The organism is Rufibacter sediminis, assembly GCF_014269285.1.
Taxonomy (GTDB): domain Bacteria; phylum Bacteroidota; class Bacteroidia; order Cytophagales; family Hymenobacteraceae; genus Nibribacter; species Nibribacter sediminis.
In genome coordinates, this window is sequence record NZ_JACOAF010000031.1 from 39,725 (window position 1) to 66,609 (window position 26,885).

Annotated in this window: 19 protein-coding genes; 14 read left to right on the plus strand and 5 right to left on the minus strand. The window is 53.4% G+C overall.

Annotation, left to right across the window (positions count from 1 at the left end; translation table 11 throughout):
- Positions 1-5: 5 nt before the first annotated feature.
- From H7U12_RS13920 to H7U12_RS13930, 3 genes are all read right to left on the minus strand, one after another.
- Entirely contained in the window at positions 6-3,080 is a 3,075-nt protein-coding gene (locus H7U12_RS13920; RefSeq protein WP_186638970.1) for a SusC/RagA family TonB-linked outer membrane protein, read from the minus strand.
- 732 nt (positions 3,081-3,812) lie between these two features.
- On the minus strand, positions 3,813-4,271 hold the full coding sequence (locus H7U12_RS13925; protein ID WP_186638972.1) for a hypothetical protein: 459 nt from the start codon (positions 4,269-4,271) through the stop codon (positions 3,813-3,815).
- Positions 4,272-4,456: 185 nt separating this feature from the next.
- Positions 4,457-5,362, minus strand: coding sequence for an EamA family transporter (locus tag H7U12_RS13930; RefSeq protein ID WP_255897492.1), 906 nt, complete (start codon positions 5,360-5,362; stop codon positions 4,457-4,459).
- A gap of 246 nt (positions 5,363-5,608) precedes the next feature.
- On the opposite strand from H7U12_RS13930, the gene H7U12_RS13935 reads away from it, so the two are divergent.
- Positions 5,609-8,080: a bifunctional UDP-N-acetylmuramoyl-tripeptide:D-alanyl-D-alanine ligase/alanine racemase gene (locus H7U12_RS13935; protein WP_186638974.1), complete on the plus strand. Its 2,472-nt coding sequence runs from the start codon at positions 5,609-5,611 to the stop codon at positions 8,078-8,080.
- 505 nt (positions 8,081-8,585) lie between these two features.
- Here the strand turns inward: H7U12_RS13935 and H7U12_RS13940 are convergent.
- Positions 8,586-9,335, minus strand: a complete 750-nt coding sequence (locus H7U12_RS13940; protein WP_186638977.1) for a Bax inhibitor-1/YccA family protein — start codon at positions 9,333-9,335, stop codon at positions 8,586-8,588.
- A 165-nt stretch (positions 9,336-9,500) separates the two neighbouring features.
- On the opposite strand from H7U12_RS13940, the gene H7U12_RS13945 reads away from it, so the two are divergent.
- The 5 genes from H7U12_RS13945 (at position 9,501) to infB (ending at position 17,532) form a co-directional block, all read left to right on the plus strand.
- Positions 9,501-9,734, plus strand: a complete 234-nt coding sequence (locus H7U12_RS13945) for a FeoA family protein (protein ID WP_186638979.1) — start codon at positions 9,501-9,503, stop codon at positions 9,732-9,734.
- Positions 9,735-9,737: 3 nt separating this feature from the next.
- Positions 9,738-11,900, plus strand: a complete 2,163-nt coding sequence (feoB, locus tag H7U12_RS13950) for a ferrous iron transport protein B (protein WP_186638982.1) — start codon at positions 9,738-9,740, stop codon at positions 11,898-11,900.
- 442 nt (positions 11,901-12,342) lie between these two features.
- Positions 12,343-12,816, plus strand: coding sequence for a ribosome maturation factor RimP (locus tag H7U12_RS13955; RefSeq protein ID WP_186638984.1), 474 nt, complete (start codon positions 12,343-12,345; stop codon positions 12,814-12,816).
- 7 nt (positions 12,817-12,823) lie between these two features.
- A complete protein-coding gene (gene nusA, locus H7U12_RS13960; RefSeq protein WP_186638986.1) occupies positions 12,824-14,086 on the plus strand; it encodes a transcription termination factor NusA in 1,263 nt (420 codons plus the stop codon).
- Between the two features lie 170 nt (positions 14,087-14,256).
- Positions 14,257-17,532 (plus strand): translation initiation factor IF-2, encoded by a 3,276-nt coding sequence (gene infB / locus H7U12_RS13965; RefSeq protein ID WP_186638988.1) that lies wholly within the window; start codon positions 14,257-14,259, stop codon positions 17,530-17,532.
- Positions 17,533-18,242: 710 nt separating this feature from the next.
- Here the strand turns inward: infB and H7U12_RS13970 are convergent.
- Positions 18,243-18,671 (minus strand): hypothetical protein, encoded by a 429-nt coding sequence (locus H7U12_RS13970; RefSeq protein WP_206683930.1) that lies wholly within the window; start codon positions 18,669-18,671, stop codon positions 18,243-18,245.
- A 236-nt stretch (positions 18,672-18,907) separates the two neighbouring features.
- Here H7U12_RS13970 and H7U12_RS13975 point away from each other — a divergent pair, with 236 nt between their 5' ends.
- From H7U12_RS13975 to H7U12_RS14010, 8 genes are all read left to right on the plus strand, one after another.
- The gene (locus tag H7U12_RS13975; protein ID WP_186638993.1) at positions 18,908-19,690 is read left to right on the plus strand and encodes an enoyl-CoA hydratase/isomerase family protein; all 783 of its coding nucleotides are present in this window, start codon (positions 18,908-18,910) and stop codon (positions 19,688-19,690) included.
- Between the two features lie 158 nt (positions 19,691-19,848).
- The gene (locus H7U12_RS13980) at positions 19,849-21,348 is read left to right on the plus strand and encodes a lipopolysaccharide biosynthesis protein (RefSeq protein WP_186638995.1); all 1,500 of its coding nucleotides are present in this window, start codon (positions 19,849-19,851) and stop codon (positions 21,346-21,348) included.
- Positions 21,349-21,367: 19 nt separating this feature from the next.
- Entirely contained in the window at positions 21,368-21,814 is a 447-nt protein-coding gene (dut, locus tag H7U12_RS13985) for a dUTP diphosphatase (RefSeq protein WP_186638997.1), read from the plus strand.
- A 123-nt stretch (positions 21,815-21,937) separates the two neighbouring features.
- Positions 21,938-22,945 carry a sugar phosphate nucleotidyltransferase gene (locus H7U12_RS13990; protein ID WP_186638999.1) on the plus strand — a complete coding sequence of 336 codons (1,008 nt, stop codon included), beginning with the start codon at positions 21,938-21,940 and terminating at the stop codon, positions 22,943-22,945.
- A gap of 17 nt (positions 22,946-22,962) precedes the next feature.
- Positions 22,963-23,694, plus strand: a complete 732-nt coding sequence (locus tag H7U12_RS13995; protein WP_186639001.1) for a tetratricopeptide repeat protein — start codon at positions 22,963-22,965, stop codon at positions 23,692-23,694.
- The gene (locus H7U12_RS14000) at positions 23,661-24,719 is read left to right on the plus strand and encodes a tetratricopeptide repeat protein (RefSeq protein WP_186639003.1); all 1,059 of its coding nucleotides are present in this window, start codon (positions 23,661-23,663) and stop codon (positions 24,717-24,719) included. The genes H7U12_RS13995 and H7U12_RS14000 overlap by 34 nt, the downstream gene beginning before the upstream one ends.
- The gene (locus H7U12_RS14005) at positions 24,712-25,473 is read left to right on the plus strand and encodes a DUF4292 domain-containing protein (protein ID WP_186639005.1); all 762 of its coding nucleotides are present in this window, start codon (positions 24,712-24,714) and stop codon (positions 25,471-25,473) included. Before H7U12_RS14000 ends, H7U12_RS14005 begins: the two co-directional genes overlap by 8 nt.
- Entirely contained in the window at positions 25,460-26,860 is a 1,401-nt protein-coding gene (locus H7U12_RS14010) for a murein hydrolase activator EnvC family protein (protein WP_186639007.1), read from the plus strand. The genes H7U12_RS14005 and H7U12_RS14010 overlap by 14 nt, the downstream gene beginning before the upstream one ends.
- The last annotated feature ends 25 nt before the right edge of the window (positions 26,861-26,885 follow it).

Consider the following 26,885-nt stretch of genomic DNA (forward strand, 5'->3'; position numbering starts at 1 on the left):
AATTCTTAGAAGTTGAAGTTTAGACCAAACATTGCCAATCTTGGAACTGGATAAGTACCTCTATCAATACCCAGGCTGTTGGCGTTGTTACTGCCAGCCTCTGGATCTAACCCTGGGTAATCTGTGAAGGTGAAGTAGTTGTCAAGGGACACATATAGTCTGGCACTCTTGATCTTTATTCTGCTGGTCAACGTGTTGGGTAGGGTATAACCCAGTTGCAACTGGCGTACTCGGGCATAAGAACCGTCAAAGACCATCAGATCGCTGGAGTAAACGGCACCGTCATTGGTGTTTGCTCTAAACCAGGAATTAGTGCTGCCTGGCCCGGTCCATCTGTCTTCAAAGAAGAAAGCGGGTTTATTGGCAGTAGCGCGGTCAGTCCGGTTAAAGCCCATGATCAGGTCATTGCCTATCTGGCCTTGTAAAAAGGCTAACAGGTCAAATCCTTTATACGCCAGGTTAACGCGGGCCCCAAAGATGACATCTGGGTGAGGATTACCGATCATGGTGAAGTCAGCTGAGGAGATCTGTTTGTCACCGTTCAGGTCCACAATTCTGGGATCACCAGGTTGTGGCGAGTACCCTCCTCCGGTAATGTTGGCTTTGTACAGGTTGACTTCTTCTACATTCTGTAGAATGCCATCTGTTTTGTACCCCCGTAGGTACCAGATAGGGTAGCCTACATCAAAGACGGTTGCTCCGGGCCAGGTGGTGCCAATGTTGGCGCCAAGAATCTCGTTTACATTAGGGTTCAGGAAAGTAACCTCGTTTTTAACGGTGGTTATGTTTCCTGAAACTTCATACTGGAACGTACTGGCGGCATCACTACGGTACGTTAACTCAAACTCCCAACCTCTGTTGGTCACATTGCCTCCGTTGACATCTCCGGCCGGGTTTCCGGCAAACCCGGGAGCAACCCCGGCGGTGATCAGGTCTTTGGTCTTTTTATTATAGAAGTCAGTTGTGAACGTTAAGCGGTTGTTGAACATGCCCAAGTCAAGGCCGAAATCCACTTGTTCGCTTGTCTCCCATTTCAGATTCGGGTTGGAGATAATATCAGGCGAAGCGCCTACCAGATAGTTGCCGTTGGCATCCAGGTATTTACCTGAAGGGGTGATGGCAGCAAACCACTGGCCGGGTCTGATATTACCCGTAGAACCATTTTGGCCCCAGCTGGCTCGTAATTTTAAATGATTGATGTTGGTGTCTGGGAAGAAATCTTCATTGGAAACCACCCAGCCTAAAGAGACGGACGGATAATTTCCCCACTGATTCCCTTGGGCAAACCTGGAAGAACCATCTCTCCTGAACGTCGCATTCAAAAGGTATTTCTCTGCGTAGTTGTAAGCTAACCTGCCGTAGAAAGAGCCTAACGTGCTAATGGTAGTATTGCTCCCGATTCTATCATTGTCATCTGGAGTTCCATCTGCATACGAGAAGTTATCATCTTCCCTGAATAGGCCAGAATAGCTTCCTCCCACAAAATTGGAAGTGCTTTTGATGGCAGAGGTACCGGCTAAAACGGTAAAGTTATGTTGCCCAATGGTTTTGTTGTAAGTGGCAAAATTTTCCCATTGCCAGGTGTACCAGTTGTTCTGATTGTCAGAACCGCTTGCTATGCTGTTTTGGCTTTCACTGGAGAACCAATACGTGGGGGTCCAGGCGTGTTGCTTCTGGAAAGCACCGTCAATACCAAAACGGGAAGTGAACTTCAGGCCTTTGAGAGGCTCAATGTCAGCATATATGTTGCCCACTAATTTGTTCTGGACAGTATTGCCGTGTGCTAAGGCAATTCTAGCTACCGGGTTCCCGTATTCTCCTCTAATGAAGTTAGAAATGCCGTAATAATTCCCATTTTCATCTCTGGCGAGAGGATGCCCCGCCTCAAGGGCCGCTTGTGCATGGGCCGGTAGTTGTCCGGAGTAAATGACAGGAGTAAGCGGATCCAGCGACAACGCACTGGTGATTAGCCCTCCAAACTCATCGTTTTCAGCTAATGAGCTTCTGCTGAAGTTAGAATACGACAGGCGTTGACCTATATTCAGCCATGGTTTGATTTTGTGGTCAGAGTTGATGCGAACAGTGTAGCGGTCAAATTTAGATTTGTCATCCCCCACAATTCCTTTCTGGGTAAAATAACTACCGCCCACCAAATAGGTTGAATTTTCCGTTCCCCCGCTGAAATTGATGGTATGGCGTTGCTGAGGAGCAGACTGGAAGACTTCATCAAACCAGTCTGTTCCCTTTCCTACTGCAGCGGCTTCAGCAGCGGTAGGGCGAGGTGTAGACTTTGCTTCTTCCTGATATTGCTGGTATTGCTGCGCATTCATCATCGGCATTAACTTGCCTACCGATTGCACCCCGTATTGGAAGCCGTAACTAATATCAGAAGTATTGGTCTTCCCGGTTTTGGTACTGATGATCACTACGCCGTTTGCTCCTTCAGAACCATAGATGGCAGCAGAAGCCGCGTCTTTCAATACTTCAATAGAGGCGATTTCTGAGGGATCTAAATACTCAATGCCCCCAGTTCTTACCCCGTCTACAATGTAAAGCGGTTCTGAGGATTGATTTGATCCGGTACCCCTCACCCGTACCCGCATGCCGCTACCCGGTGACCCCGATGCTGGCAATACGGTAACGCCGGCGGTACGGCCCTGCAGGGCCTGCTCTATCCGGCTGGAGGAGACCGTGGCGATCTCCGCTGCTTTCACCGAAGAAATGGCCCCGGTAACCAAGCTCTTCTGCTGCGTACCGTACCCGATGACTACTATTTCCTCTAAAGCCTGTTGGTCTTCTTGCAAGGTCACGTTAATAGTAGTGCGTCCATTGATAGGTAATTCCTGGTTCGCGAACCCGATGTAGCTAACTACTAGAGTGCCGGCATTGGCAGGCGCTTGCAGTTGGTATCTGCCATCCACATCTGTGGTAGTACCCGATGTAGTACCTTTCACTACCACGCTCACACCTGGTAAGCCCTCACCACCCTTGGCCGAGGTAACCCGACCGTTTATAGTGGTTTGAGCCAGCGCTACTCCCCATAAATGGAGGAGAAGGAAAATGAGTAAGTTTCTCTTCATAGATAGAATCTCGTTAAATAATATTCTGTTTTTTAGTTCTAATGTAACCATTAACCCTAAAACAAGGGTGAACTGTACTACATCATGAATACATCAGAGCCCCTGTGAGAATACATCAGGAATACATCAATGATCCAAAAAGCGCCTTTTCTCACGTGTAAAGGGATATTTTAGAATAGCCTGTCTGAAAATATTTTTTTATCAAAGAATGGCTATTTTTTAAGTGTGTTTCTGACAAATTAATATTTTATACCCCTGTGTGGCGGTCAGGATTGCTTGCTCTTTCGGGTTGAAGATAGGATTGGGTACCCTGACAGCATGTGAACAGGAGTTGCATTCCGGTTAAGAGAGAGGAAGTGCTGGCCTAGCCGGAGGGAAGGGGCATCAGTTGTATTCTTTGGAGAAAGGAGCGAAGCATGGAAGGGTTTCCCATTGGGAATGTTGGCCCGTGGAGCAGCCGATCCAGTAGGAGATACTAGCAGATTTCACGATGGAAGTGCCTGCTGCAAAAGGACCGGGTAGGGAAAACAGCGTAAGTGAATTCTCTCAAGCTTAAAGCGGCTTGTGCCTCCTTTGCAAGTTTTGAAAACTTAGCTTTATGGCGGTTTAAAGGCGGCCTTTCCGTTTTAACCTTATTTTCCTGAAAGCAGGCCTGAAACACCCGCTTAAAAAAAGACACGAGCCCGCAGCTTTCGCCACGGGCTCGTGTCTTTTATATAAGTTTCAATTCAGCTATAAAGCCACTACTGACATTTTCGCGGTGACAGGGGCGGGGCTCGGGTCAGAGGCGTTGGGGAGAGGAAGCACTTCCGTTAAGATCAACCGGTAGACTTTGTTGGTCATGGAAACGTGCACCGTATCGGCGGAGCGCGGTCCCCGGTTCTCCGGCGCGGCCAGGGCATCGCCCAGATACAGGATCTTGGTGGCGCTATTTCCGCGGGCGTCCTGCAGCTGTACGTGCGTGACCGCTGATCCCGCCCGGATGCAGTTGACGTTAAGCGGGCAGCGGCTTTCCTCCACTTTCAGCAGGTTTACCGTAAGTTCTCCCACCGTTACAGGTTTGTGCAGCTCCAGGGAGCAGGCGCCTAGCTCGTGCGATATGGTTTCCTTTTTCTCCTGAGGCAGCTGCTCGGTAGAGCGGCAACCCATCAGCAGAAGGCCGAAGAATGCTAGATACGTGGTGCTTTTCATCGTAATAAATAGCGAGTTTAGGCGGTCAGAGGCAGGGTTCCAGAGAAATCAACTCAGGCCAAGCGCAGCTGAAAACCAGAACCAAAAGGAGTGGCGAGAAATATTTTCTTTTCATCAGGCGTTCAATCAGCTTTATATAAGAAAGAGCCTGACGAATGCCTGAACGTTGCACCGGCTGAAAGAAATCAGGCTGAGATGGGAGCTTCCCTCTTCTTCCCGATGGGCAGGTTGTAGAGCACCACTGAGGCAAAGATCACCGCGTACGCAATCACCTTCTGCTGGCTGGCCACTTCCCCGAAGTATAGAAACGCCATGGTGAAGTTGATGATCGGGTTCAGGTACATGAGTACACCCACCGTCGCCGATTTCAGCTCTTTGAGCGCATACAGGTTCAAAAATAACGGGATCACGGTAAACAGCCAGCTGAGCAGCACAATCTGCCCCACGAAATGCCCGGTAATGGGCTGCGCGTCAGCCCCCACAAACCACGGATAACTCGGCCCGATGAACGTGAACGCCAAAAGCAACTGCAAGGTGAGCAGCACAATCTTGTCGTACTCCTTGAGCAGGCGCTGGGTAATCAAATAAAACGCGTAAGAAGCCGCAATGAGGAGACTGAACAGCAGGTTGTAAACCGAATCGGTGCCCACCAGCAGGCAGCTCATCAAACTCAACCCAACCGACACCCACTGGTTCACCCGCAGGTGCTCGCGCAGAATCAGGAAGCCGAGCGCGGCCGTTAAGATAGGACACAGCAGATACGAGAAAGAACCGGTCTGAATGTCCAGGTGGTTTACCACGTAAATGAACGCGAGCCAGTTAATGGTGAGCAAAGCGCCGCCCAGCAAAGTGAAAAGCAGCAATCTCCGCTTCTCCACCGGATTTTTGCTTTTATACAAGGCCAGCGTCTGGCGCCACTGTTCGCGCCGGGTGGTGCCCGAGATGAGCAGCAGCGTGAGCACCGCCACCAGAATCCGGAAGTAGAGAATCTGGCTGCTGGGGAACGCCGTTAAGGCTTTCAGCGGGAACGGGATGAATCCCCAGATAAGAAAAGCACTGACGGCGGCAATGTGGTAACGACTAAATTTCACAGGAATTTTTTTCAGGAGCACAAAGGTAGAGCTTGCCTCGCGTACTGCCTAATGCCCAGCTATTTCGGGCCATAATCATCTGCCGTGCCGTTTAAAATGACGCATCTGAATCTCTGATAAGCTGTTTTTAACCTCTTTTCCGGAAAATACCCCCAAAATGCTTTTTGCTGGTTGCGTGTCCGTTTCACGGGACAAGGTGCGCTGGTATTTCTTCTGTTGTATATTTGATTAACAGATAGCCGCATCATGTTTACTTTTAAAGAGATTGCCCAGGTAATGGGAGGCATGCTGGTGCAGTGCAACGGAACGTATCCCGTGCAGCACCTGCTCACTGATAGCCGTAAAATAGCCAACGCCGTTTCCTCGGTGTTTTTCGCCATCCGGGGCGAATTCCATGACGGTCACCAATATATCCCAGAGCTCTATGCGGCCGGCGTGCGGCAGTTTGTGGTGGAAGACGCCTCCGGGGTGATGGATCTTTCCGCACTGCCCGAGGCCAACGTGCTCCTGGTCAGCGATAGCATCCAGGCCATGCAGCGGCTGGCGGCCTACCACCGGCGCAAATTCAGCATTCCGGTCATCGGGATCACGGGCAGCAACGGCAAAACCATTGTGAAGGAGTGGCTGGCGCAGCTGCTGAGCGTCTCTGAGCGGGTGGTGAAAAGCCCTCGCAGTTACAATTCCCAGATTGGCGTGCCGCTCTCGGTGTGGCAGATCAACGAGAGCCATACCATCGGCGTTTTCGAGGCCGGAATTTCCAAACCAGCTGAAATGGAGCACCTAGCCAGCGTGCTGCAACCTACCATTGGCGTGTTCACCAATCTGGGACCGGCGCACGATGAAGGGTTCAGTTCTTCGGCCCAGAAACTGGAGGAAAAGCTGAAGCTCTTTGAGCACGTGAACCAGCTGGTTTATTGTGCCGATCAGAAAAACGTGCAGGAAACGATTCAGGCCGCCGGGTTGCCGGGGTTTGCCTGGAGCACGCAGGAACATCCCTCGGCGCAGGTGCAGTTGACCGTGCTGGAGATGCACCACGGCCAAACGAAAATCCGGTTCCGGTACCAGGGCAAAGGCCAGGACCTCACGCTGCCCTTCTCTGATGAAGCTTCGCTGGAGAACGCGCTGCATTGCCTGGCTGTGCTGCTGTACCTGGGCGTGAAACCCGAGGAACTGGCCGGCCGTTTTGAGCGCCTGCATCCGGTGGCCATGCGTCTGGAGCGCAAAGAAGCCATCAACGGCTGCTACGTCATTGATGACACCTATAACAATGATCTGGCCGGTCTGCGTATCGCGCTGGATGTGCTGGGCCAGCAGGCCCGCCGCGGCCGGAAAACCCTGATTGTCTCTGATCTGCTGGAAGCCGGCATGGAAGAAACGGCCCTTTACCAGCAGGTGGCGCAGGAAATCACCGCCCGGGGCGTGGACCGCGTCATCGGCATCGGCGACATCATCACGCGGCACCAGGACCTGTTCCCGGCGGGCAGCGAGTTCTACCTGGGCACCGATTCATTTCTGGGCCAGCTCCGTTCCGAGACCTTCCGGCAGGAGACTATTCTGGTGAAGGGCGCGCGCGTGTTCCAGTTCGAGAAGATTGTGGCCGCCCTGCAGCAGCAGATTCACGGCACCAAGCTGGAAGTGAACCTGGATGCCTTGGTGCACAACCTCAACTACTACCGTACCAAAGTGCCGACGCAAGTCAAGATCATGGTCATGGTGAAAGCCTTCGCCTACGGCGCGGGAGCCTACGAGATCGCCAACCTGTTGCAGTTCCACCGTGTGGATTACCTGGCCGTGGCGTACGCCGACGAAGGTATTTCCCTGCGCGAGCATGGCATCACGCTGCCCATCATGGTCATGAACCCCAGCCCTGATTCTTTCCTGAAAATGCAGCAGTACAGCCTGGAACCTGAGATCTACTCCCCAGACCTGCTGCACCGGTTTCTGGACTATTTCCCGGAAAAGAGCCTCAAAACGCCCCGCATCCACCTGAAGCTGGACACCGGCATGCACCGCCTGGGGTTTGATGCCGCTGAACTGGCCGAGGCCCTGCAGGTGCTGGACCAGGTGCCGCACGTGCGGGTGCAAAGCGTGTTCAGTCACCTGGCCGGGGCCGATGAATCCTTGTACAATGATTTTTCCCGGGAGCAGATATCCGCTTTCAAACAGATGGCCAGCCTGGTGGAGAAAGAGCTGGGGTATCCCGTGACCAAGCACATCCTCAACTCCGCGGGCATTGTGCGCTTTGGCGAGGAGGCCGCCTTTGACATGGTGCGCCTGGGCATAGGGTTGTACGGCGTGGAATCAGCTGGGCAGGAGCAGGGCAACCTGCAGACAGTAGGCCAACTCAAAACCACCGTTTCGCAGGTGAAAGCCATCAAAGCCGGTGATACCGTGGGCTACAGCCGTCGCGGAGTAGCCGAGGCGGCTAAACAGACCGCCACCATTGCCATTGGCTACGCCGATGGGTATGACCGCCGTTTTGGGAATGGGGTGGGCGAGGTGCTCATCAACGGGCAGAAAGCGCCCATCATTGGGAACGTATGCATGGACATGTGCATGGTAGACGTGACGGGCCTAGACGTGCAGGCCGGCGACGAGGTGCTCATCTTTGGCCAGGAACTGCCGCTCACCTACCTGGCGGCTCGCATCGGTACCATTCCGTATGAGCTGCTTACCAATGTAAGCACGCGGGTGAAGCGGGTGTTTTTCAATGAATAGCGTTTTAGGGGTGTTATCAGGAAAACGGGCCTAAAGCGCAGAAACCTGTGAGGTCTTCAAGGCCTCATAGGTTTACATCAAGCAGTAATGCTCCACTATGGCGCGGATTTACTCCCGTGACTTCAGAACGATGGCGCGGAAGTCACGGGAGTAACTTCCGCGCCATCGTTCTTGAATGATATCGTTTTGAGGCTGTTTTCTGAAAACAAGCTCAAAACGAAGCAACTTGTGAGTTCTTCAAGGCCTCATAGGTTTACATCAAGCAGTAATGCCAGCTTATAAACAAAAACGCCACCGGCTCCCGGTGGCGTTTTTGCTATGAAAAGGGTCAGTCTTTCTTCTTGATGCAGTTAGGCACTTTTTTGCCGTCCTTATCTTTCATGCCGGCCTGCTCATAGCCGTTCCAGCACGGGTCCTCTTTCTTGGTGGGCTTTTTCGTCTTCGGCATGTTCGTACAAAGTTGATATAGAGGTATGTACGGGTGCCAAAGGCGGAAGTTCTACGGTTAGTTGCGGCTGTTGAGCTTAGAAAGCAAGCGCAGGATCTCGATGTATAGCCAAATCAAGGTGACGGCCAAGCCGAAGGCGGCATACCATTCCATGTGCTTGGGCGCGCCGTGGGTCACGCCTTGTTCAATGGTGTCAAAGTCCAGGATCAGGTTCATGGCGGCAATGATCACTACCAGCACGCTGAAAATGATGCCAGCCGTGCCGCTGCTATGGATCAAGGCCATTTCCACGCCGAAGAACTGTAGCGCAAACGAGATCATGTAATAACAGAAAATCCCGAAGGTGGCGGTCAGGATAATGGATTTGAAGCGCTCAGTGGCTCTGATCACGCGGGTGCTGTAGAGCAGCAGCATGCCGCCAAACACCGTGAAGGTTAACAGCATGGCCTGCGTGGCGATGCCCGGGAACTTCATCTCCAGAATGCCCGAGATGCCTCCCAGGAACAAGCCCTGCAAAGCGCAATAAACGGGCGCGATGTACGCCGCCAGGTGCTTCTTGAAGACGATCAGGAAAGCCAGCCCCACACCCACCAGCGGAATGGAGATGAGGAAAGGCAGGGGAACTCCTATCAACGCGAACAGATCCCAGGAGAAAACCGCAAAAACCAGCACAATGCCCAACAGCAACGCTGACTTGGCCATGGTGCCGGTCAGGGTCATGGCCGGTCCGTCCAGGGTCTGGAGCGTGGCGGGTTGGGTAAACGCCTCTTCTTTCAGGGCGGGATTGTTTGAACTGAAAAGTGACATGTTTTTAGATTGTTTTCACGAAAATTAAGCAAAAATCAGTAGAAATACAAGGGCAAACGGGCGAAGCAAGCATCGGAAACGCAAAACATCCGCATCTTTTTGGATTCACAAGGAACACCTTGTACCTTGCAACTGTTTATAAAAAGTCTAAATAAGAAAAGAAAGGTGCAACAAGAACAGAAGAGTGTGCGGGATTTGAAGATAGGGGAGAAAGGCGTCATCTGTTGCCTTACTGATCCTGAGATGTCTTTGAAACTGCTGGAGATGGGTTGCATTCCCGGCGAGGAGGTGAAACTCAACAGCCGCGCCCCTCTGGGCGACCCCATTACCATCATTGTGAACGATTACACCCTTTCCTTGCGTTTAGACGAAGCTGCTACCATCAAGTTAAAGGCTTAGTCTATGTCTGAAGTTCTTGCGCCGGCCCCCGCCTCCGTTCCATACTCCATTTCCGGTTCTACTCCCCGTAAGGCGGCGAAGATCGCCCTCATCGGGAATCCTAACTCCGGTAAATCATCGTTGTTCAACCACCTGACCGGTCTGAACCAGAAGGTAGGGAACTTCCCGGGCGTGACCGTGGACAAGAAAACCGGCGTCAGCCAACTAACGCCCAACCTCAAGGCGCAGGTCATCGACTTGCCGGGTACCTACAGCCTGTACCCCAAATCGCTGGACGAGAAGGTCATCATTGACCTGCTCCACGACAAGAAATCATCCTCTTACCCAGACGTGCTCATCATCACTGCCGATGCCTCCAACCTGAAGCGGAACCTGTTGCTGTTCACCCAGCTCGCCGACCTGAAGATTCCGGCGGTGCTGGCCCTGAACATGATGGATGTGGCCGAGAAGCACGGCATTAAGATTGACGTAGCCGAGTTGCAGCAGGCCCTGGGCGTGCCCGTGATTCCGGTGAACGCCCGTACCGGCAGCGGCCTGGCCGCCCTGAAGATTCTCCTCTCGCAGGAACTGGAAGTCTCCGAGACTACATTCTTCCCCATTCCGGAGAATCTGCTGGTGATGGTGCGCCAGATCCGGTACTACTTTGAACTGAGCAACGATTATCTGGCCTGGCATTACGCTCACCAATACCACAAGCTGTCTTTCCTTTCTGAGGATGACAAAGCGTACATTGGCGAGCTGGTCAAGAAATACGACTTCCATTCCAACGCGCAGCAGGCATCTGAAACCGTAGACCGGTACACCCGCATCAACGGGTTGCTGCTGGATGCCATGCGCGTGACCAAAGCTGAGAACAACGAACAGTTCAGCAACAAACTGGACCAGATTCTCACGCACAAAATCTTCGGGTACCTCATTTTCTTCGGGGTGCTGTTCATGATGTTCCAGGCGATCTTCGCGTGGGCCGCTTACCCCATGGATCTGATTGACCAGGGCGTGGCCACCATCAACGCCTGGGTGCACACCCAAGCCGATGGGCCGCTCATTGACCTGCTCACCGACGGCGTGCTGGCTGGTTTGGGCGGCGTGCTGATTTTCATTCCGCAGATCGCCTTGCTGTTTGCGTTCATCGCGGTGCTGGAGGAGACCGGGTACATGGCCCGCGTGACTTTCCTGATGGACAAAATCATGCGCAAATTCGGGCTGAATGGGAAGAGTGTGGTGCCGCTTATTTCGGGCGTGGCCTGCGCGGTGCCGGCCATCATGGCCACGCGTACCATTGACTCCTGGAAAGACCGCATGATCACTATTTTCGTGACGCCGCTCATGAGCTGCTCGGCGCGTCTGCCCATCTACACCGTCATGATTGCGTTGGTAGTGCCGGAGACGTATTTCCTGGGCTTCCTGAGTTTGCAGGGGCTGGTGCTCATGGGGCTGTACCTGATCGGGTTCCTGGCTGCTATTTTTTCGGCGGCTTTGCTGAAATGGGTGCTCAAAACGAAAGAGCGCAGCTACTTCATCATGGAGTTTCCCACCTACAAAATGCCGCGCTGGAAAAACGTGGGCCTCACCATTGTGGAGAAGGTGAAAGCGTTTGTGTTCCAGGCCGGTAAAGTAATTCTGGCCATCTCGGTGATTCTCTGGGTGCTGTCTTCCTACGGGCCCGGCAACGCCATGCAGCAAGCCGAGGAACGCGCCACTTCTGAACTAACTTCCCTGCACCTGAACGACGCTGATGCCGAGGCGCACATCGCCGGTCAGAAACTGGAGGCATCCTATGCCGGGCAGTTCGGGAAGTTCATTGAGCCCGCCATCCGGCCGCTGGGTTATGACTGGAAAGTAGGCATCGCGCTACTCACTTCCTTCGCCGCGCGCGAGGTGTTCGTGGGCACTATTTCCACCATCTACAGCGTAGGCGATTCTGAAAACATCTCCACCGTCAAAGAAAAACTGATGGCCGAGAAAGACGAGTTCGGGCAGCCGTTCTTCACGCCGGCGCGCGCGTTCTCGCTGCTTATTTTCTACGTGTTCGCCATGCAGTGCATGAGCACCGTCGCGGTGGTGTACCGCGAGACCAAAGGCTGGAAATGGCCTATCCTGCAGATGCTCTACATGACGGGCCTGGCCTATGCCTCGGCGTTTGTGGTGTTCCGTTTGTTCTCATAACGCTTTTCCGTTTCAGGTCTGTTTTCAGAAAAGCAGGCCTGAAGCAACCAGCACATTATCAAGGCAACCCACCCAGGGTTGCCTTTCTTTTTGAGGCGGTGCGGCTATCAGTGCCTTGACGGCAACGGTGATGGTGTTTCCCGTGGTTTCGCTGCGCTTTGGGCTTGTTTTCGCGCAAATGGCCCTGAAACGCAATTTTAGCTGCTTGAACTATTTAGGCATTCGCTTGGTTAATTCTCAGGTAAGCGGTCCTGGCTCCAGGGCAATCTGGAGGCGGGAGAAAGGCTGCTTTCCCCGGCGCCAATTTTCTTTTACAATATCTTAAAGCGTACATAATGCCCTGTTGCTTGTGTTTCAGTGGATTTGTTTGTACATTTGTGCGATTAAAGTGAATTGGAGGGGACGAGAGAGTCCCCCTTTTTATTTGTTATCCAGAGCACGCATGGCCTTAGATCAGAAAACAATAACAGATTTTGCGCAGGAAGCATTGCCGGAGCCAGACTTGTTCCTGGTGTCTGTACATGTGTCAGACACACCGGTGCGGCCCAAGGTGACCATTCTAGCCGATGGCGATCAGGGCATTACCATCCAGCAGTGCGCCAAGATCAGCCGTAGGGTGTCCAAGAGAATTGAGGAGGTGTACGGCGAAGAGATAGAGTATTCTATTGAAGTTTCCTCACCCGGCGTAGACTATCCCCTCACGGAGGCTCGCCAGTACGCCAAGAACGTAGGCCGCAACATCAAGATCAACCTGGCGGCAGGCGGAGAAAAAGTGGGTGTGCTGCAGGAAGTAGTGGAAGACGGAATTTTATTTGCCGAAGAGGTAAAACAGAAACATAAGGTGTCTTTGCAGGAGCCCGTGAAAGTGCCCTACTTAGATATTGTGAAAGCGCAGATTGTAATCTCTTTTAAATAAGAAAGACATGGATAGTTCAATATTAATCGAGTCGTTTGCGGAGTTCGCTAAATTCAAGAACATTGACCGCCCTACCATGATGCGGATCTTGGAGGACGTGTTCCGCACTATGATCCGGAAGAAGTGGACGACAGATGAGAATTTTGACATCATCCTGAACGTAGAAAAAGGCGACCTGGAGATTTGGCGTAACCGCGAAATTGTAGACGATAACTCGGAAGACATCTGGGATGACGATAAAATTGCTTTGTCTGATGCCCGTAAGATTGAGCCAGACTTTGAAGTAGGCGAAGAAGTATCTGAACTGGTGAAACTGGAAGACTTCGGTCGGCGCGCGGTATTGACGGCGCGTCAGACGTTGATCCAGCGCGTGAAGGATTTGGAGAAAGACCTGCTGTACCAGAAGTACAAAGACCAGGTAGGGGAAATCATCTCCGGCGAGGTCTACCAGGTGTGGAACCGCGAAGTGTTGATCCTGGACTCGGAAGACAACGAGCTGTTGATTCCTAAGTCTGAGCAGATCCCCAAAGACCGTTACCGCAAAGGTGACGTAGTGCGGGCGGTAGTGCAGCGGGTGGAGATCATCAACGGTAACCCAAAAATCATTCTTTCCCGTACTTCTCCTCAATTCCTGGAGCGTTTGTTTGAAGGCGAAGTGCCCGAGATCTTTGACGGCCTCATCACCATCAAGAAAATTGTGCGGGAGCCCGGCGAGCGCGCCAAGGTAGCGGTAGAATCGTATGATGACCGTATTGACCCGGTAGGTGCCTGCGTGGGCATGAAAGGTTCCCGTATCCATACCATCGTACGCGAGCTGGAGAACGAGAACATTGACGTGATCAACTACACCGATAACGTGGAGCTGTACATCCAGCGGGCGCTGAGCCCTGCCAAGATCAGCAGCATCAAGATAAACGAAGAATCGGGGCGCGCCTCCGTGTTCCTGAAGCCAGACCAAGTGTCGTTGGCCATCGGGAAAGGTGGCCAGAACATCAAACTGGCGAGTAAGCTGGTGGGTCTGGAGATTGACGTGTTCCGCGAAACCGAAGGGTTTGAAGAAGATATTGACCTGACCGAGTTCTCTGACGAGATTGAAGGTTGGGTGATTGACGAACTGAAGCGCATTGGTCTGGACACAGCCCGCAGCGTGATGGCCGTCAGCAAGGAAGATCTGGTGCGCAGAACGGAGCTTGAAGAAGAAACCGTGGAAGACCTGCTCAACATCATCCGCCAAGAGTTTGATTCAGAAGAAAGCAACAATAACAACTAGTGGTGCGCTTTATGTGCCGGGTTATTTGACCTTACTGGAGGGTGGGTGCCATTTTTGGCCTATTTTCCGGGAAACAGGGCAAAAACGCGAAGTCGTCAAGGCCACCCATCCTTATGAATGAGTAAGAAACAAGTAACTACTAAAAGTAAATCATAACAGCATATTTGAACATGTCAGAAGAAAGAACGATGAGGCTTAAACAGGTCGCAACCACCCTAAACATCAGCCTGACCACGGTAGTGGACTTCCTGGGCAAGAAAGGGGTTGAGATCGAGAATAAACCTACTTCAAAAATTACCCCGGAGCAGTTCAATATGCTGTCGAAAGAGTTTGCTTCCTCTATGCAGGCCAAGGCCGAGGCGGCAGATCTGAACCTTCCTGGGAAAAAGCCCCAACCCGAGGAGCGTCCTGAGCCTAAGAAGCAGGCTGAACCTGAACAGGAGATGTTTATCAAATCCAACCAGGTGAGAACGCAGCCAGCCGAGCAGCCGAAACCAGCCGCTCCTGCTCCACAGGCACCAGCTCCAGCCCCGGCTCCTGAGCCCGCAGTAGCGGCCAGTGCCTCTTTGCCCGGCATCAAGATCCTGGGCAAAATTGACCTGGATGCCAAAGGAAGACCGGTACCAAAACCAGCACCCGCACCGGCTGCTGCGCCAACCCCTGCACCGGCTCCGGCCGCTCAGGCACCCGCGCCCGCTCCGGTAGAAGCCAAAGCGCCAGAGGCCCCGGCGGTGGAGAAACCAGCTCCTGCGCCTACTCCTGCTCCCGTAGCAGAGACTCCTAAGCCAGCCGCTCCGGCTCCGGTGGAAACACCAAAGCCAGCTGCGCCAGCGCCTGCTCCGGTAGAAGCTAAGGCCCCAGAAGCTCCGGTAGCTGAGAAGCCTGCCGCCGCTCCGGCCCCGGCACCTACTCCAGCACCCGCTCCGGCTCCGGTGGCAGAGACTCCTAAACCAGCAGCTCCGGCTCCCGTGGAAGCACCAAAGCCAGCTGCTCCCGCTGCTCCAGTTGCGGCCACTCCGGCGGCACCCCAGCAACCTGCTGAACCAACTGCGCCAGAAGCACCGCAAACCATCATCAAAGCCCAGGCAGATCAGCTGAAAGGCTTGACGGTACTAGGTAAGATTGAATTGCCGGTAAGCGGTGGCCGCGGCAAAGGCGGAAAACCAGTGGCGTCTTCAGACGAGCGTCGCCGTGGAAACCAGCCCGGTGCCCCAGGTCAGCAAGGCCAAGGCGGAGGCGACAAAAAGAAACGCAAACGCATTGAAGTACCTAAAACCGGTGCTCAGGGTGCAGCCGGCGGAAATGCAACCGCAGCTCCGCAAGGACACCGCGCCGGCGACAGAGCCACCAGTACTCGTCCGTTAGGAACCGGCCAGGCGGCTAACCGCCAGGGCGGAGCTGGTGGACCAGGCCAGGGACAGCGTCCGGGTGGTGGCGGAGGTTACCAGGGAAATCGTCCAGCGGGCGGCCCAGGCCAACGTCCGGGCGGACCAGGACAACGTACCGGAGCGCCAAATGCCCCACGTGCCGAGTTAACGGATAAAGAAATCCAGGATCAGATCAAGGCTACTTTGGCCCGTCTGAGCGGAGGAAAAGGCGGTAACCAAGGAAACCGTGCCAAGTACCGCCGTGAGAAACGTTCTGCCGTGGCAGATGCCGCCGATGAGCGCAGAATGCAGGAGCAGCTGGAGTCTAAGATTCTACGCGTAACCGAGTTCGTGTCAGCGAATGACCTGGCGGCCCTGATGGATGTGAGCGTGAACGACGTGATCAAGACCTGTATGAACCTGGGCATGTTCGTGTCCATCAACCAGCGTCTGGATGCGGAAGCCATCACCATCATCGCCGATGAATTCGGATACGAAATCCAGTTCGCGACGACGGAGGACGAAGAAAACCGCGGCGTTGAGGAGGTAGATGCTGAAGAGGATCTGTTACCACGCGCCCCAATTGTGACCATCATGGGTCACGTTGACCACGGTAAAACCTCGTTGCTGGATTATATCAGAAGAACCAAAGTAACCGCCGGTGAGGCCGGGGGAATCACCCAGCACATTGGCGCCTACCAGGTAACCACCGAAGCCGGGAAAGACATCACCTTCTTGGATACACCGGGTCACGAGGCCTTTACCGCCATGCGTGCCCGTGGTGCCAAAGTGACTGACGTGGTTATCATTGTGGTAGCCGCTGACGACAGCGTGATGCCGCAGACGAAGGAAGCCCTGAACCACGCGCAAGCGGCCGGTTCGCCTATCGTGATTGCGATCAACAAAGTGGATAAGCCAACCGCTAACCCAGATAAGATCCGCGAGGAATTGGCCCAGTTGAACGTACTGGTGGAAGAATGGGGTGGTAAATACCAATCTCAGGAGATCTCGGCCAAAACCGGACAAGGAATTGACGAGCTGTTGGAGAAAGTATTGCTGGAAGCCGAATTACTGGAACTGAAAGCGAACCCAGATCGCCGTGCCGTAGGTACCGTGATTGAAGCCGCCCTGGACAAAGGCCGTGGTTACGTGGCTACCGTACTGGTACAGACTGGTACGCTGGAGATTGGCGATATTCTGGTAGCGGGCTCGCACTACGGTCGTGTGAAAGCGATGACCGACGTGTTAGGCAAGCGCCATAAGAAAGCCGGACCATCCATGCCGATCCAGGTATTGGGTATTGACGGCGCGCCGCAGGCCGGTGACAAGTTTGTGGTAATGGAGACGGAGCGTGAAGCCCGCGAAATTGCCGTGAGCCGCCAGCAGTTGCAGCGTGAGCAGAGCATGCGGACCAAGAAACACATCACCCTGGATGAGATCGGTCGTCGTTTGGCCATCGGTACGTTCAAGGAGCTGAATGTGATTGTGCGTGGTGACGTGGATGGTTCCGTAGAGGCCCTTTCTGACTCGTTACTGAAACTGTCTACCGAAGAGGTACAGGTGAATATCCTGTCCAAAGGGGTGGGGCAGATCTCCGAGACAGACGTTATGTTGGCCTCCGCGTCAGACGCGATCATCATCGGTTTCCAGGTACGTCCTTCGGCCAGTGCGCGTAAGTTGGCGGAGAACGAGCAGATTGACATCCGCCTGTACTCCATCATCTACAACGCCATCAACGAGGTGAAAGACGCCATGGAAGGTATGTTGGCCCCAACTGTACAAGAAGTGGTGGTTGCCAATGTAGAAGTCCGCGAGGTGTTCAAGATCACCAAAGTGGGCACCATTGCCGGCTGTATGGTGACGGATGGTACCATTACCAGAAACTCCAAGATTCGTCTGGTGCGCGATGGTATTGTGGTCCACTCCGGCGAGATCCTGGCCCTGAAACGCTTCAAAGACGATGCCTCCGAAGTACGCCAAGGCTACGAGTGCGGTATCAGCATCAAGAACTTCAATGACCTGAACCAAGGCGATATCATTGAAGCGTACGAAGAGCGCGAGATCAAACGGACGCTGTAATCCCGAGAAGGAAACAGTGCATCGATCTATAAAGAGAGCCCCACCCGAAAAGGTGGGGCTTTTGTTTTCAGCCTAGTTTCTGAAAAGCAGACTGAAAACGCAGTGCTGGCGAAATGAATGGAGGATGCGTTGTACTGGTAAGGCCATTGCGGAGACACTCGTAGGACCTCCGGACACTACGAGGTCAATTGGTCAGCGTTGTTCGGCTGGCGCGAGACTGAAGTCTCGTGCCAAAGGATGATGCGAGTCTCCAGACTCGCCGGGAACCACGGGTAGATAGATGCAAGGCCAGCCATGCGTCGGGAGTCTGGAGACTCCCTTCATCTCATGTCACAAGTCTGGAGACTTGCGCCAGGTACAAGGTTCTTTTTGCCTTCTTTTCTGAAAAGGGCTTCAAAACCCACTATGGTCCTCGGCCCTTCTGTGGCTTCTTCTCCCTTCTATGGCGCGGATTTACTTCTGTGCCTTTCTGTATTTCTTTGCCTTTCTAGTAGACCACGTAAGTTACTTCGCTCCCTCCAAGCTGGTTGCCCAGGTTTCTTCTGTTGAAAAAAACTGGGCAACCAGCTTTTCAGGCCACAGGTGAACGGACGTTTTCAGGCTGTTTTACAGAAAAGAGGCTTGAAACAGCTCGCAGGCTTTGTAAGCAAAAGAGCCTCCCTCACCAAGGTGAGAGAGGCTCTTGTTATTTGATAGATTGATCTAAGTCATTAGAAGATCAGGAACTTGCGGTTGCGCCGGTTCAGGCTTTGCTGGTACAGTTTGCCGTTCGGGTTGTCCTGGTCAATCAGGCGTTTCGATTTCCGCTGTTTCACTCGGCCGCCCTTCACCTTGTTTTTATAAGAACCTAGGGTAAAAGCGCCTTTGCCGGTATCGTATTTATTATCGGGCATGGAGTAACGGGGGCCGGAGTACATGCCGCCGCTGGTTTTGGCCGAGGCCACTGCCTTTTGCCGGTCCAGGAGCATCTCCCGGTCTATGTTGCCGGTGCCTACCTGGCCTTTTTTGATGCCCTCGGGGCCCCGGCGACTGCCTTCGCGTTTCGTTTTCCGCGGCTTTTGGGCCGATGCCTCAGACACGTTTGCTCCAAAAAGGACAAGCGCCATGGCAAACACAGCATATCTGAAAAAGTTGGTCATATTGATTTGATGCGAAGAGAAGTCTGAATATGCCGTGTAACGCTGAACGTGGGGGAACTGTTCCGGTGAGCTGCTATAAATTTGAGAAAAAAAATATACTTTCCTAAGTTTTTCGGCCAAAAAAGTTGCTCTGAACAGTATTTTTAAAGGGTAGAGGGGAGGCAGAATATTCTGTGTGGATTTCTTTATATTTGCGCCTCTTAATTTTGGAGAAACTCACGTTTAGAAGTTAGAACATGGTCAACTACAATAACCTTCTGCTGGAGAACAAAGGCGGCATTTTGTTTATCACGATAAATCGGCCGAGCAAGATGAACGCCCTCAATATTGAGACGGTCAAGGAGATCAACAACGCCATGCAGGAAGTGTACGATGACCCAGAGGTTCGAGGCGTGATCCTGACTGGGAGCGGGGAGAAGGCCTTTGTAGCCGGCGCGGACATTGCCGAGATCGCGGAGCTGAATGAAGTGAACGGCCGTCGGTTTGCCGAGCGGGGGCAGGATGTCTTTTCCATGATTGAGGAAAGCCCCAAACCGGTGATTGCCGCCGTGAACGGCTTTGCGCTGGGCGGCGGGTGTGAGCTGGCCATGGCCTGCCACATCAGAGTCGCCAGTGAGAACGCCCGTTTCGGGCAGCCCGAGGTGAACCTGGGTATTATCCCCGGGTACGGCGGAACCCAGCGCCTGACTCAGTTGGTGGGCAAGGGCAAAGCCATGGAACTCATGATGACCGGCGATATGATCTCGGCCGCCGAAGCCAAAGAAATAGGCCTGGTGAACCATGTCACCTCGCCAGAAGCTCTGCAAGACAAGTGCCTGGAGATCATGCAGAAGATTGTGGCCAAAGCGCCGCTGGCCGTGGGCATGATTGTAGACTGCGTGAACGCCTGGTATGACAAAGAGGAGAACGGCTACCAGACCGAGGCCAACTCGTTCAGTCGCTGCTGCGGATCTGAGGACTTCAAAGAAGGCACCTCGGCGTTCCTGGAGAAGCGCAAGCCAGCCTTCAAAGGCGAGTAGCCTCTCGTTCTCGTCACAAATTAGATCGTTATCTTATTCCTTTAAGCCTACTCCCGTTTTGGACCTGTTTTTCAGAAAACAGGCCCAAAACGGGAGTAGGTGTCAATAGGTAGCATGTATCCAACCTCTCTCCATCCTTCTCCGGTAATCCCCCTGATATGAGTATTGCAAAGAAACTGGTAGGGCAGACTGCGGCGTACGGCCTCAGCAGCATTGTGGGCCGGGCGTTAAACTACCTGCTGGTGCCGCTGTATACGGGGGTGTTCGCGCCCGCCGAGTACGGGGTGGTGACCAAGCTCTACGCCATTGTCGCTTTCCTGAACATTGTGTACACCTACGGCATGGAGACGGCGTTCTTCCGGTACGCCAATAAGCCCGGGGTAGACCGCCGGGAACTGTACCACAAAGTACAGACGCTGGTGCTCACCACCAGCCTGCTGTTTACCGCGATAATGGTGCTGTTTTCCGCACCCATTGCTACGGCACTGGATTATCCGGGACGGGAGAAATACATCATCTGGCTGGCCATCACCATGGCGGTAGATGCCATCTCGGCAATTCCGTTTGCCCGGTTGCGGCTGGAGAACAAGGCGGTGCGGTTCGCCGTCATCCGGCTGACCAATATTTTTCTGGTGATTGGGGGGAACTTGTTCTTCCTGCTTTTCTGCCGCCACGTGTACGAAGGAAAATACCTGACCGAACTGCGGCCGATGGTAGAGGCGATCTATGATCCCGAGTTGGGGGTGGGCTACATTTTTCTGGTGAACATGGTAGCCAACCTGCTCTTCATTCCCATGCTGTGGCGCGAATTCTCTGATTTCCGTTTTAAGCTCGATTTCACCGAAATGCGCCCAATGCTGGTGTACGCTTTCCCCATCCTGATCATGGGGCTGGCCGGAGCCACTAACGAAATGCTGTCGCGGCTGATGCTGGAAGACTGGCTACCGGAGAATTTTTACCCCGGCGTGAGCAATGAAGACGCCCTGGGGATCTTTGGCGCCAACTACAAACTGGCCATCATGATGAGCCTCATGATCCAAGCGTTTCGGTACTCGGCGGAGCCGTTCTTCTTTTCGCAGTCGCAGGACAAGAACTCGCCGGCCACGTTTGCCGTGGTGATGCGGTGGTTTGTGATTGTATGCGCCCTGGCGTATCTGGGCATCAGTGCCAACCTGGACCTGTTTCAGTACTTTTTGGGGCAGAAAGCGTACCGCACGGGCATGGAGGTGGTGCCGTTGCTGTTGCTCGCCTATCTCTTCAACGGCGTCTACTACAACCTCACAGTCTGGTTCAAGCTGACGGATAAAACCCAGTACGGCACGTACATCACCATCTTCGGGGCTATTGTCACGGTGGTCGCCAACTTTCTGCTCATTCCGGTGCTGGGCTACATGGGTAGCGCCATTGCGGCGTTCCTGTGCTACTTTTCCATGAGTGTGGTGTGTTACGCCATCGGGCAGAAGTATTTCCCGGTGCCGTATCCGCTGAAGGCCATCTTTGGGTATTTACTCCTGGCCTCGGTCCTGATCTGGTTGGCGAACGCGTTTGAGATGGAGAACTTCTGGCTGCGGCAGGTGTACCATTTTGCGTTGTGCGGCGTTTTTCTGGCCGTGGTTTGGATCGTGGAAAAGCCCATGCAGCGGCAGATAAATAGATAAATCCGTATATTAGCTGTCTATGAACACCACACTTCCAGTTAAAGTAATCAACCTGGGCAAGCACCCGCTGCCCGCTTACGCCACAGAACACTCCGCTGGGTTAGACTTACGGGCTAATCTGGAGGCTTCTGTGACCCTGAAACCTTTGCAGCGTACGCTCATTCCCACGGGGCTTTGCATTGAACTGCCCGAGGGCCACGAGGCGCAGATCAGGCCCCGCAGCGGACTGGCATTTAAACACGGCATTTCCATTGTGAACAGCCCCGGCACCATTGACGCCGATTACCGCGGAGAGATCAAGGTCCTGCTGGTAAACCTCTCTGACACCGATTTTGTGGTGGAGGACGGCGAGCGCATCGCGCAGATGGTGGTGGCCCGCTACGAGCGCGTGGCCTGGCAGACTGTGGAGGAACTCACCGAAACCCAGCGCGGAGCCGGCGGATACGGCAGCACGGGTAAACTTTAAGTTGATTATCTTCGGTTTTTGCTATATTTTACAAGAAATAGCCTGAAAACGGAAAGTATCTATATCTAAAAATAGAAATACCCGTAGGTAGGCCTTACTTAAGCAACCTTTTTAAGAGACACTATGAGAATCATTGTACCAATGGCTGGCATGGGCAAACGGATGCGCCCACACACCCTAACTGTTCCTAAACCCCTTATTCCTATCGCGGGGAAGCCAATCGTGCAACGGTTGGTGGAAGATATCGCCAAGGTGTGCCAGGAGCCCATTGAAGAAGTAGCCTTTATCATTGGAAGGTTTGGGGCTGAGGTTGAGGCAAAGCTGTTGAAGATTGCCGAGTCTGTTGGGGCCGTTGGTTCCATCCATTACCAGGATCAGCCGCTGGGTACCGCCCACGCCATCCTGTGCGCCCAGAGCGCCCTGAAAGGCAATGTGGTAGTGGCGTTCGCCGATACCCTCTTCAAAGCCGATTTTAAACTGGATACTTCCGCTGAGGGAACTATCTGGGTGCAGAAAGTAGAAGACCCGCGTCCGTTTGGCGTGGTGAAGCTGAACGAGCAAGGCCAGATTACTGAATTTGTGGAGAAACCACAGGAGTTCGTGTCTGACTTGGCCATCATCGGGATTTATTACTTTAAAGACGGCGAGTACCTGCGCAGTGAGCTGCAGTACCTGCTGGACAACGACATCAAAGACAAAGGCGAATACCAGATCACCAACGCCCTGGAGAACATGAAGAGCAAAGGATCGGTGTTCATCCCGGGCCAGATCTCTGAGTGGCTGGACTGCGGAAACAAAGATTCTACCGTGTTCACGAACCAGCGCTACCTGGAGTACATCAGAGACGAGGAAGGACTAGTGTCGGCCTCGGCGCAGCTGAACAACAGCGTGGTGATTCCGCCGGTTTATTTAGGCGAAAACGTGGTGCTGAACAATTCAGTGGTAGGTCCGCACGTTTCCATTGGAAACAACACGCAGGTAAGCGGTTCTGTGATCAGTAACTCCATTGTACAGGAAAACAGCAAAGTAAACCATGCGCTGGTATCTAACTCAATGGTAGGGAATTACGTTGTATACGAAGGGGTGCCTTCTGACCTGAGCTTAGGCGACTACAACACCCTGCGTGGCTAGACAGGAGAATTAACTTTATGCTGAAGAGAGGACTCACGATAGTGGCTGCTTTGTGCGGAATGGTGGTGGCAGGTGAGAAAAGCTATGCCCAATCTGAGCGCAAAAAAGAGAAGGGCACTGCCACCGAGGCAACCGGTGCTCCTTCCCTTGTCCTGAACCCACAGGAGCAGCAGCTAAGTGAGTCCTATTTTCTGGAAGGCATGAAGTTCTTCCTGCTAGAAGAGTATAACAAAGCCTTAGACCGTTTTCAGCGGGCTTATGCCATTAGTCCCGGCAATGCTGCCGTCAATTACAAATTAGCGGAAACCAGCCTGTTGTTGGGCAATGTGCGAGGGGCGTTGCCCTTTGCCAAAGCCGCCCTGGAGCTGGAACCCAAAAACATATACTATCATCTGTTGCTGGCCCAGATTTACACAAACCAGCAGGAGTATGACAATGCCATCAAAGTCTACGCGCGGCTTACCCAGGAGCTGCCCCGCACCGAGCAGTACCTTTTCAACCTAACCGATCTCTACCTGGCTAAAAACCGCCTGGATGATGCCTTGCGCACCTTAGGCCTGATTGAAGAGAAATACGGCCTTATTGAGGAAATCTCCTTCAAAAAGCAGCAGATCTACCTCAAGCAGAACAACCTCAGCAAAGCCCTGCAGGAAGGCGAGAACCTGATCCCTCCAAGCCCGAGGAGATCCGGTATTTACTGGCCCAGGCCGAGATATTGGCGGCCAATAAGAAAATTGCCGAGGCCGTGAAGATGGCCCAGCGCGCCCTGAGCGTGGCACCAGACAATGCTTATGGCCGCCTCATGTTAGCCGATCTGCTTCAGCAGCAAGGGAAAACCACCGAAGCCGATGCCCAACTGGAACTGGCCTTCGGGAACCCCAGCTTGGACATTGACTCCAAAGTAAAGATACTGATCGACTACATCCGGCGCTTGCCAGATGAGAAAGTAGCGGCGCAAGCCATCAAGCTAGCCGAACTGACCACCACCGCCCACCCACGCGAAGCCAAAGCTTTTGCCGTGGCCGGTGATATCTACGTGAATGCCGGCAAGAAATTACCCGCCCGCGACAGTTACGTGAAAGCCGTAGCCTTAGACCCCGGGCACTATAAAATATGGCAGCAGATTGTGCTCTTGGATGGGGAAATGAATCAGAACGATTCCCTGATTATCCATTCTGAACAAGCCATTGAGTTTTTCCCTAACCAGCCTATGTTCTGGTTCTACAACGGTACCGCTCACCTCATCAATAAAAACTACCCCAAAGCCACCAAAGCGTTGGAGTACGGGCGTCGGTTGGCCGGTAATAACCGCGAGCTGCAGTTGCAGTTCAACCTGCAGTTGGGAGATGCCTACCACTCTCAGGAGCAATACGCGCTCTCAGACCAGGCTTTTGAGTCTGTGCTGGCTCTGGAGCCCAACAACCCGCATGCCTTAAACAACTACAGCTATTTTCTGTCAGTGAGGGGGCAGAACCTAACCAAAGCAAAAGCCCTGGCCAGTATGCTGGTGGCGCAGTTCCCTGATAATCCTACGTACCTAGATACATATGCGTGGGTGCTGTACAAACTGAAAGACTACCAGGGGGCGAAGAAATTACTGGAAAAAGCAGTGGCAGCTTCTTCAGACGCTACCATCATAGAACACTACGGCGATGTTCTCTATCAACTGGGGCAGCGAGATCTGGCCCTGAAACAGTGGGTGCGCGCCAACCAAGTAGGCGGCGCCTCAGAGGCCATCAGCAAAAAGATCAAAGACAAGAAACTTTATGAATAGTAAAAGTTATATATACGCGTTTGGCTTGAGTTTATTGGTGTTGGTAGGATGTGCGAAGAAAGCAGCGCCCGGCGCGTCTGGAGCCGTCGCCCCGGAGAGCATCAACAAAGTAAACGTCGTAAACACAGATTACACCTTCTTCTCGGCAAAGGGCAAGGTGCAGAGTGAAGGCACCAAAATCAATGCGAACCTGACGTTGCGCATGAAGAAAAACGAAGTCATCTGGGCTTCGGTGCAGGCCTTCGGGTTTGAGGCGGCCCGCCTGAAAGTGACGCCAGACTCGGTGTATGTCGTGAATCGGCTTAAAGACGAGTACTTTGTGGGGTCTTACAACATGCTGCGCGAGCGCTACAACGTAGACGTGGACTTCAATACGCTGCAAGACATACTGGTGGGCAATTTTGTACCCGGCAACACCGACAGGGAGAAACTGGAGCAGGAAGGTCCGGTGCAGCACTTACGTTCTTTGCGGACCAACTTGCAGATAGACCAGTTCGTGGACACCACCAAGTTCAAACTGAAACGCACCGAAGTCCGGAATCTGCAGACCAAAGACTATATGACCGTTGATTACCAGGATTTTGAGGATCTGAACGGGAAGCCTTTTGCCATGGCCCTGCTGCTTTCCATCCAGCAGCCCGAGGGGAATGCCGCTAAAACCACGGTGGTGGCCGTGAAGCACAGACAGGTTTCTACGTCTGAAACTTCCCTCGATTTCCCTTTTTCAGTACCTTCGAACTATGAACGAAAATAGGGCGGGGCTACTTTATCTTTTATTATTCTTTTTCTTGATAGGGTTCAATTCTGCTGAGGCTCAGCAGAAAAAGACAACCCGTACCCCTGCCAAAAAGAGCACCGCCAAAAAAGCGCCCGTTAAAAGCAAGGCGCAGCTGGAGCGCGAGAAGAACGCTAACCTAAAGCGCATTCAGGAAGCCAACCGCATTCTGCAGCAAACCGCCCAGAAGAAACAAGCTTCTTTGGGCCAACTCAACGTCATCAAAGAAAAAATCACCGTCCAGAAAGGTGTGATCAAGAACATTTCCTCGGAAATTGTCTACCTCAACCGTGACCTGCGCACCACCGAAGAGAAGGTAGCCGATGCCCAGGCGGATCTGCAGCGGCTGAAGAAAGAATATTCCCGCCTGATCTACGCCGCCTCCAAATCAGCGAACAGTTACAACAAGCTCATGTTCCTGTTCGCCGCTGATTCTTTCAACCAGATGATGCGCCGCATGCGCTACCTGCGCCAGTACACCGAGGCCCGTAAAAACCAGGCCGCTGCCATTGAAGCCGTGCAGCAAAACCTCAACAGCCAGCTCAATACCCTTACCTCGCAGAAGAAGCAGAAGAAAAGTCTGTTGAACGTGCAGCTGAACGAGAACAAGAACTTGCTTTCCATGCATGACCAGCAGGATCAGGTGATTCAGCAACTCAGCTTGCAGGAGCAGTCTTTGAAACAGGAGCTGGAGCAGCGCCAGAAAGCCGTTCAGCAGCTGGACCGCTTGATCGCCAACATTGTGCGCGAGGAAATTGCCCGTGCCGCCAGAGCCGCCGAGGCCGCTGCCCGCGCCAAAGCCGCCCGCGAAGCCGCTGCTGCTGCCCGGGCCGCCGCCGCGGCCGGGAAACCAGCCCCAGAACCGGCAGCCACTGCCAACGCCCCGGCCAAGACCAAAGCCACCGTCTCCCGCACTGACCGCGTGACCCTTACCCCGGAGGCCGCCGCCCTGTCGTCTAACTTCGCCGGAAACAAAGGACGTTTCTCCTGGCCCGTAGAGCGCGGATTTATCTCGCAGCGGTTCGGGCGGCAGGCGCACCCGGTCCTGAAAGGCGTAGTGGTGGAGAACCGCGGCATCGACATCCAGACCGGGGCCAATGAGAACGTGCGGGCCATCTTCGGAGGCAAAGTGCTGGCGGTGCAGACCATCCCGGGCATGAACAACATTGTCATGGTGCAGCACGGCGAGTACTTCACCGTCTATGCCAAACTCCGGACCGTGAACGTGTCCGAAGGCCAGGAGATCAGCACGAAACAAACCATCGGGACCGTTTATACCGACGCCGAGGGCACTTCTGAACTGCAGTTCCAGATCTGGAAAAACCAAACCAACCTGAACCCGCAAGGCTGGCTCATGCCAAAATAAAAACGTGTTTTAAGCCCGATTTTCA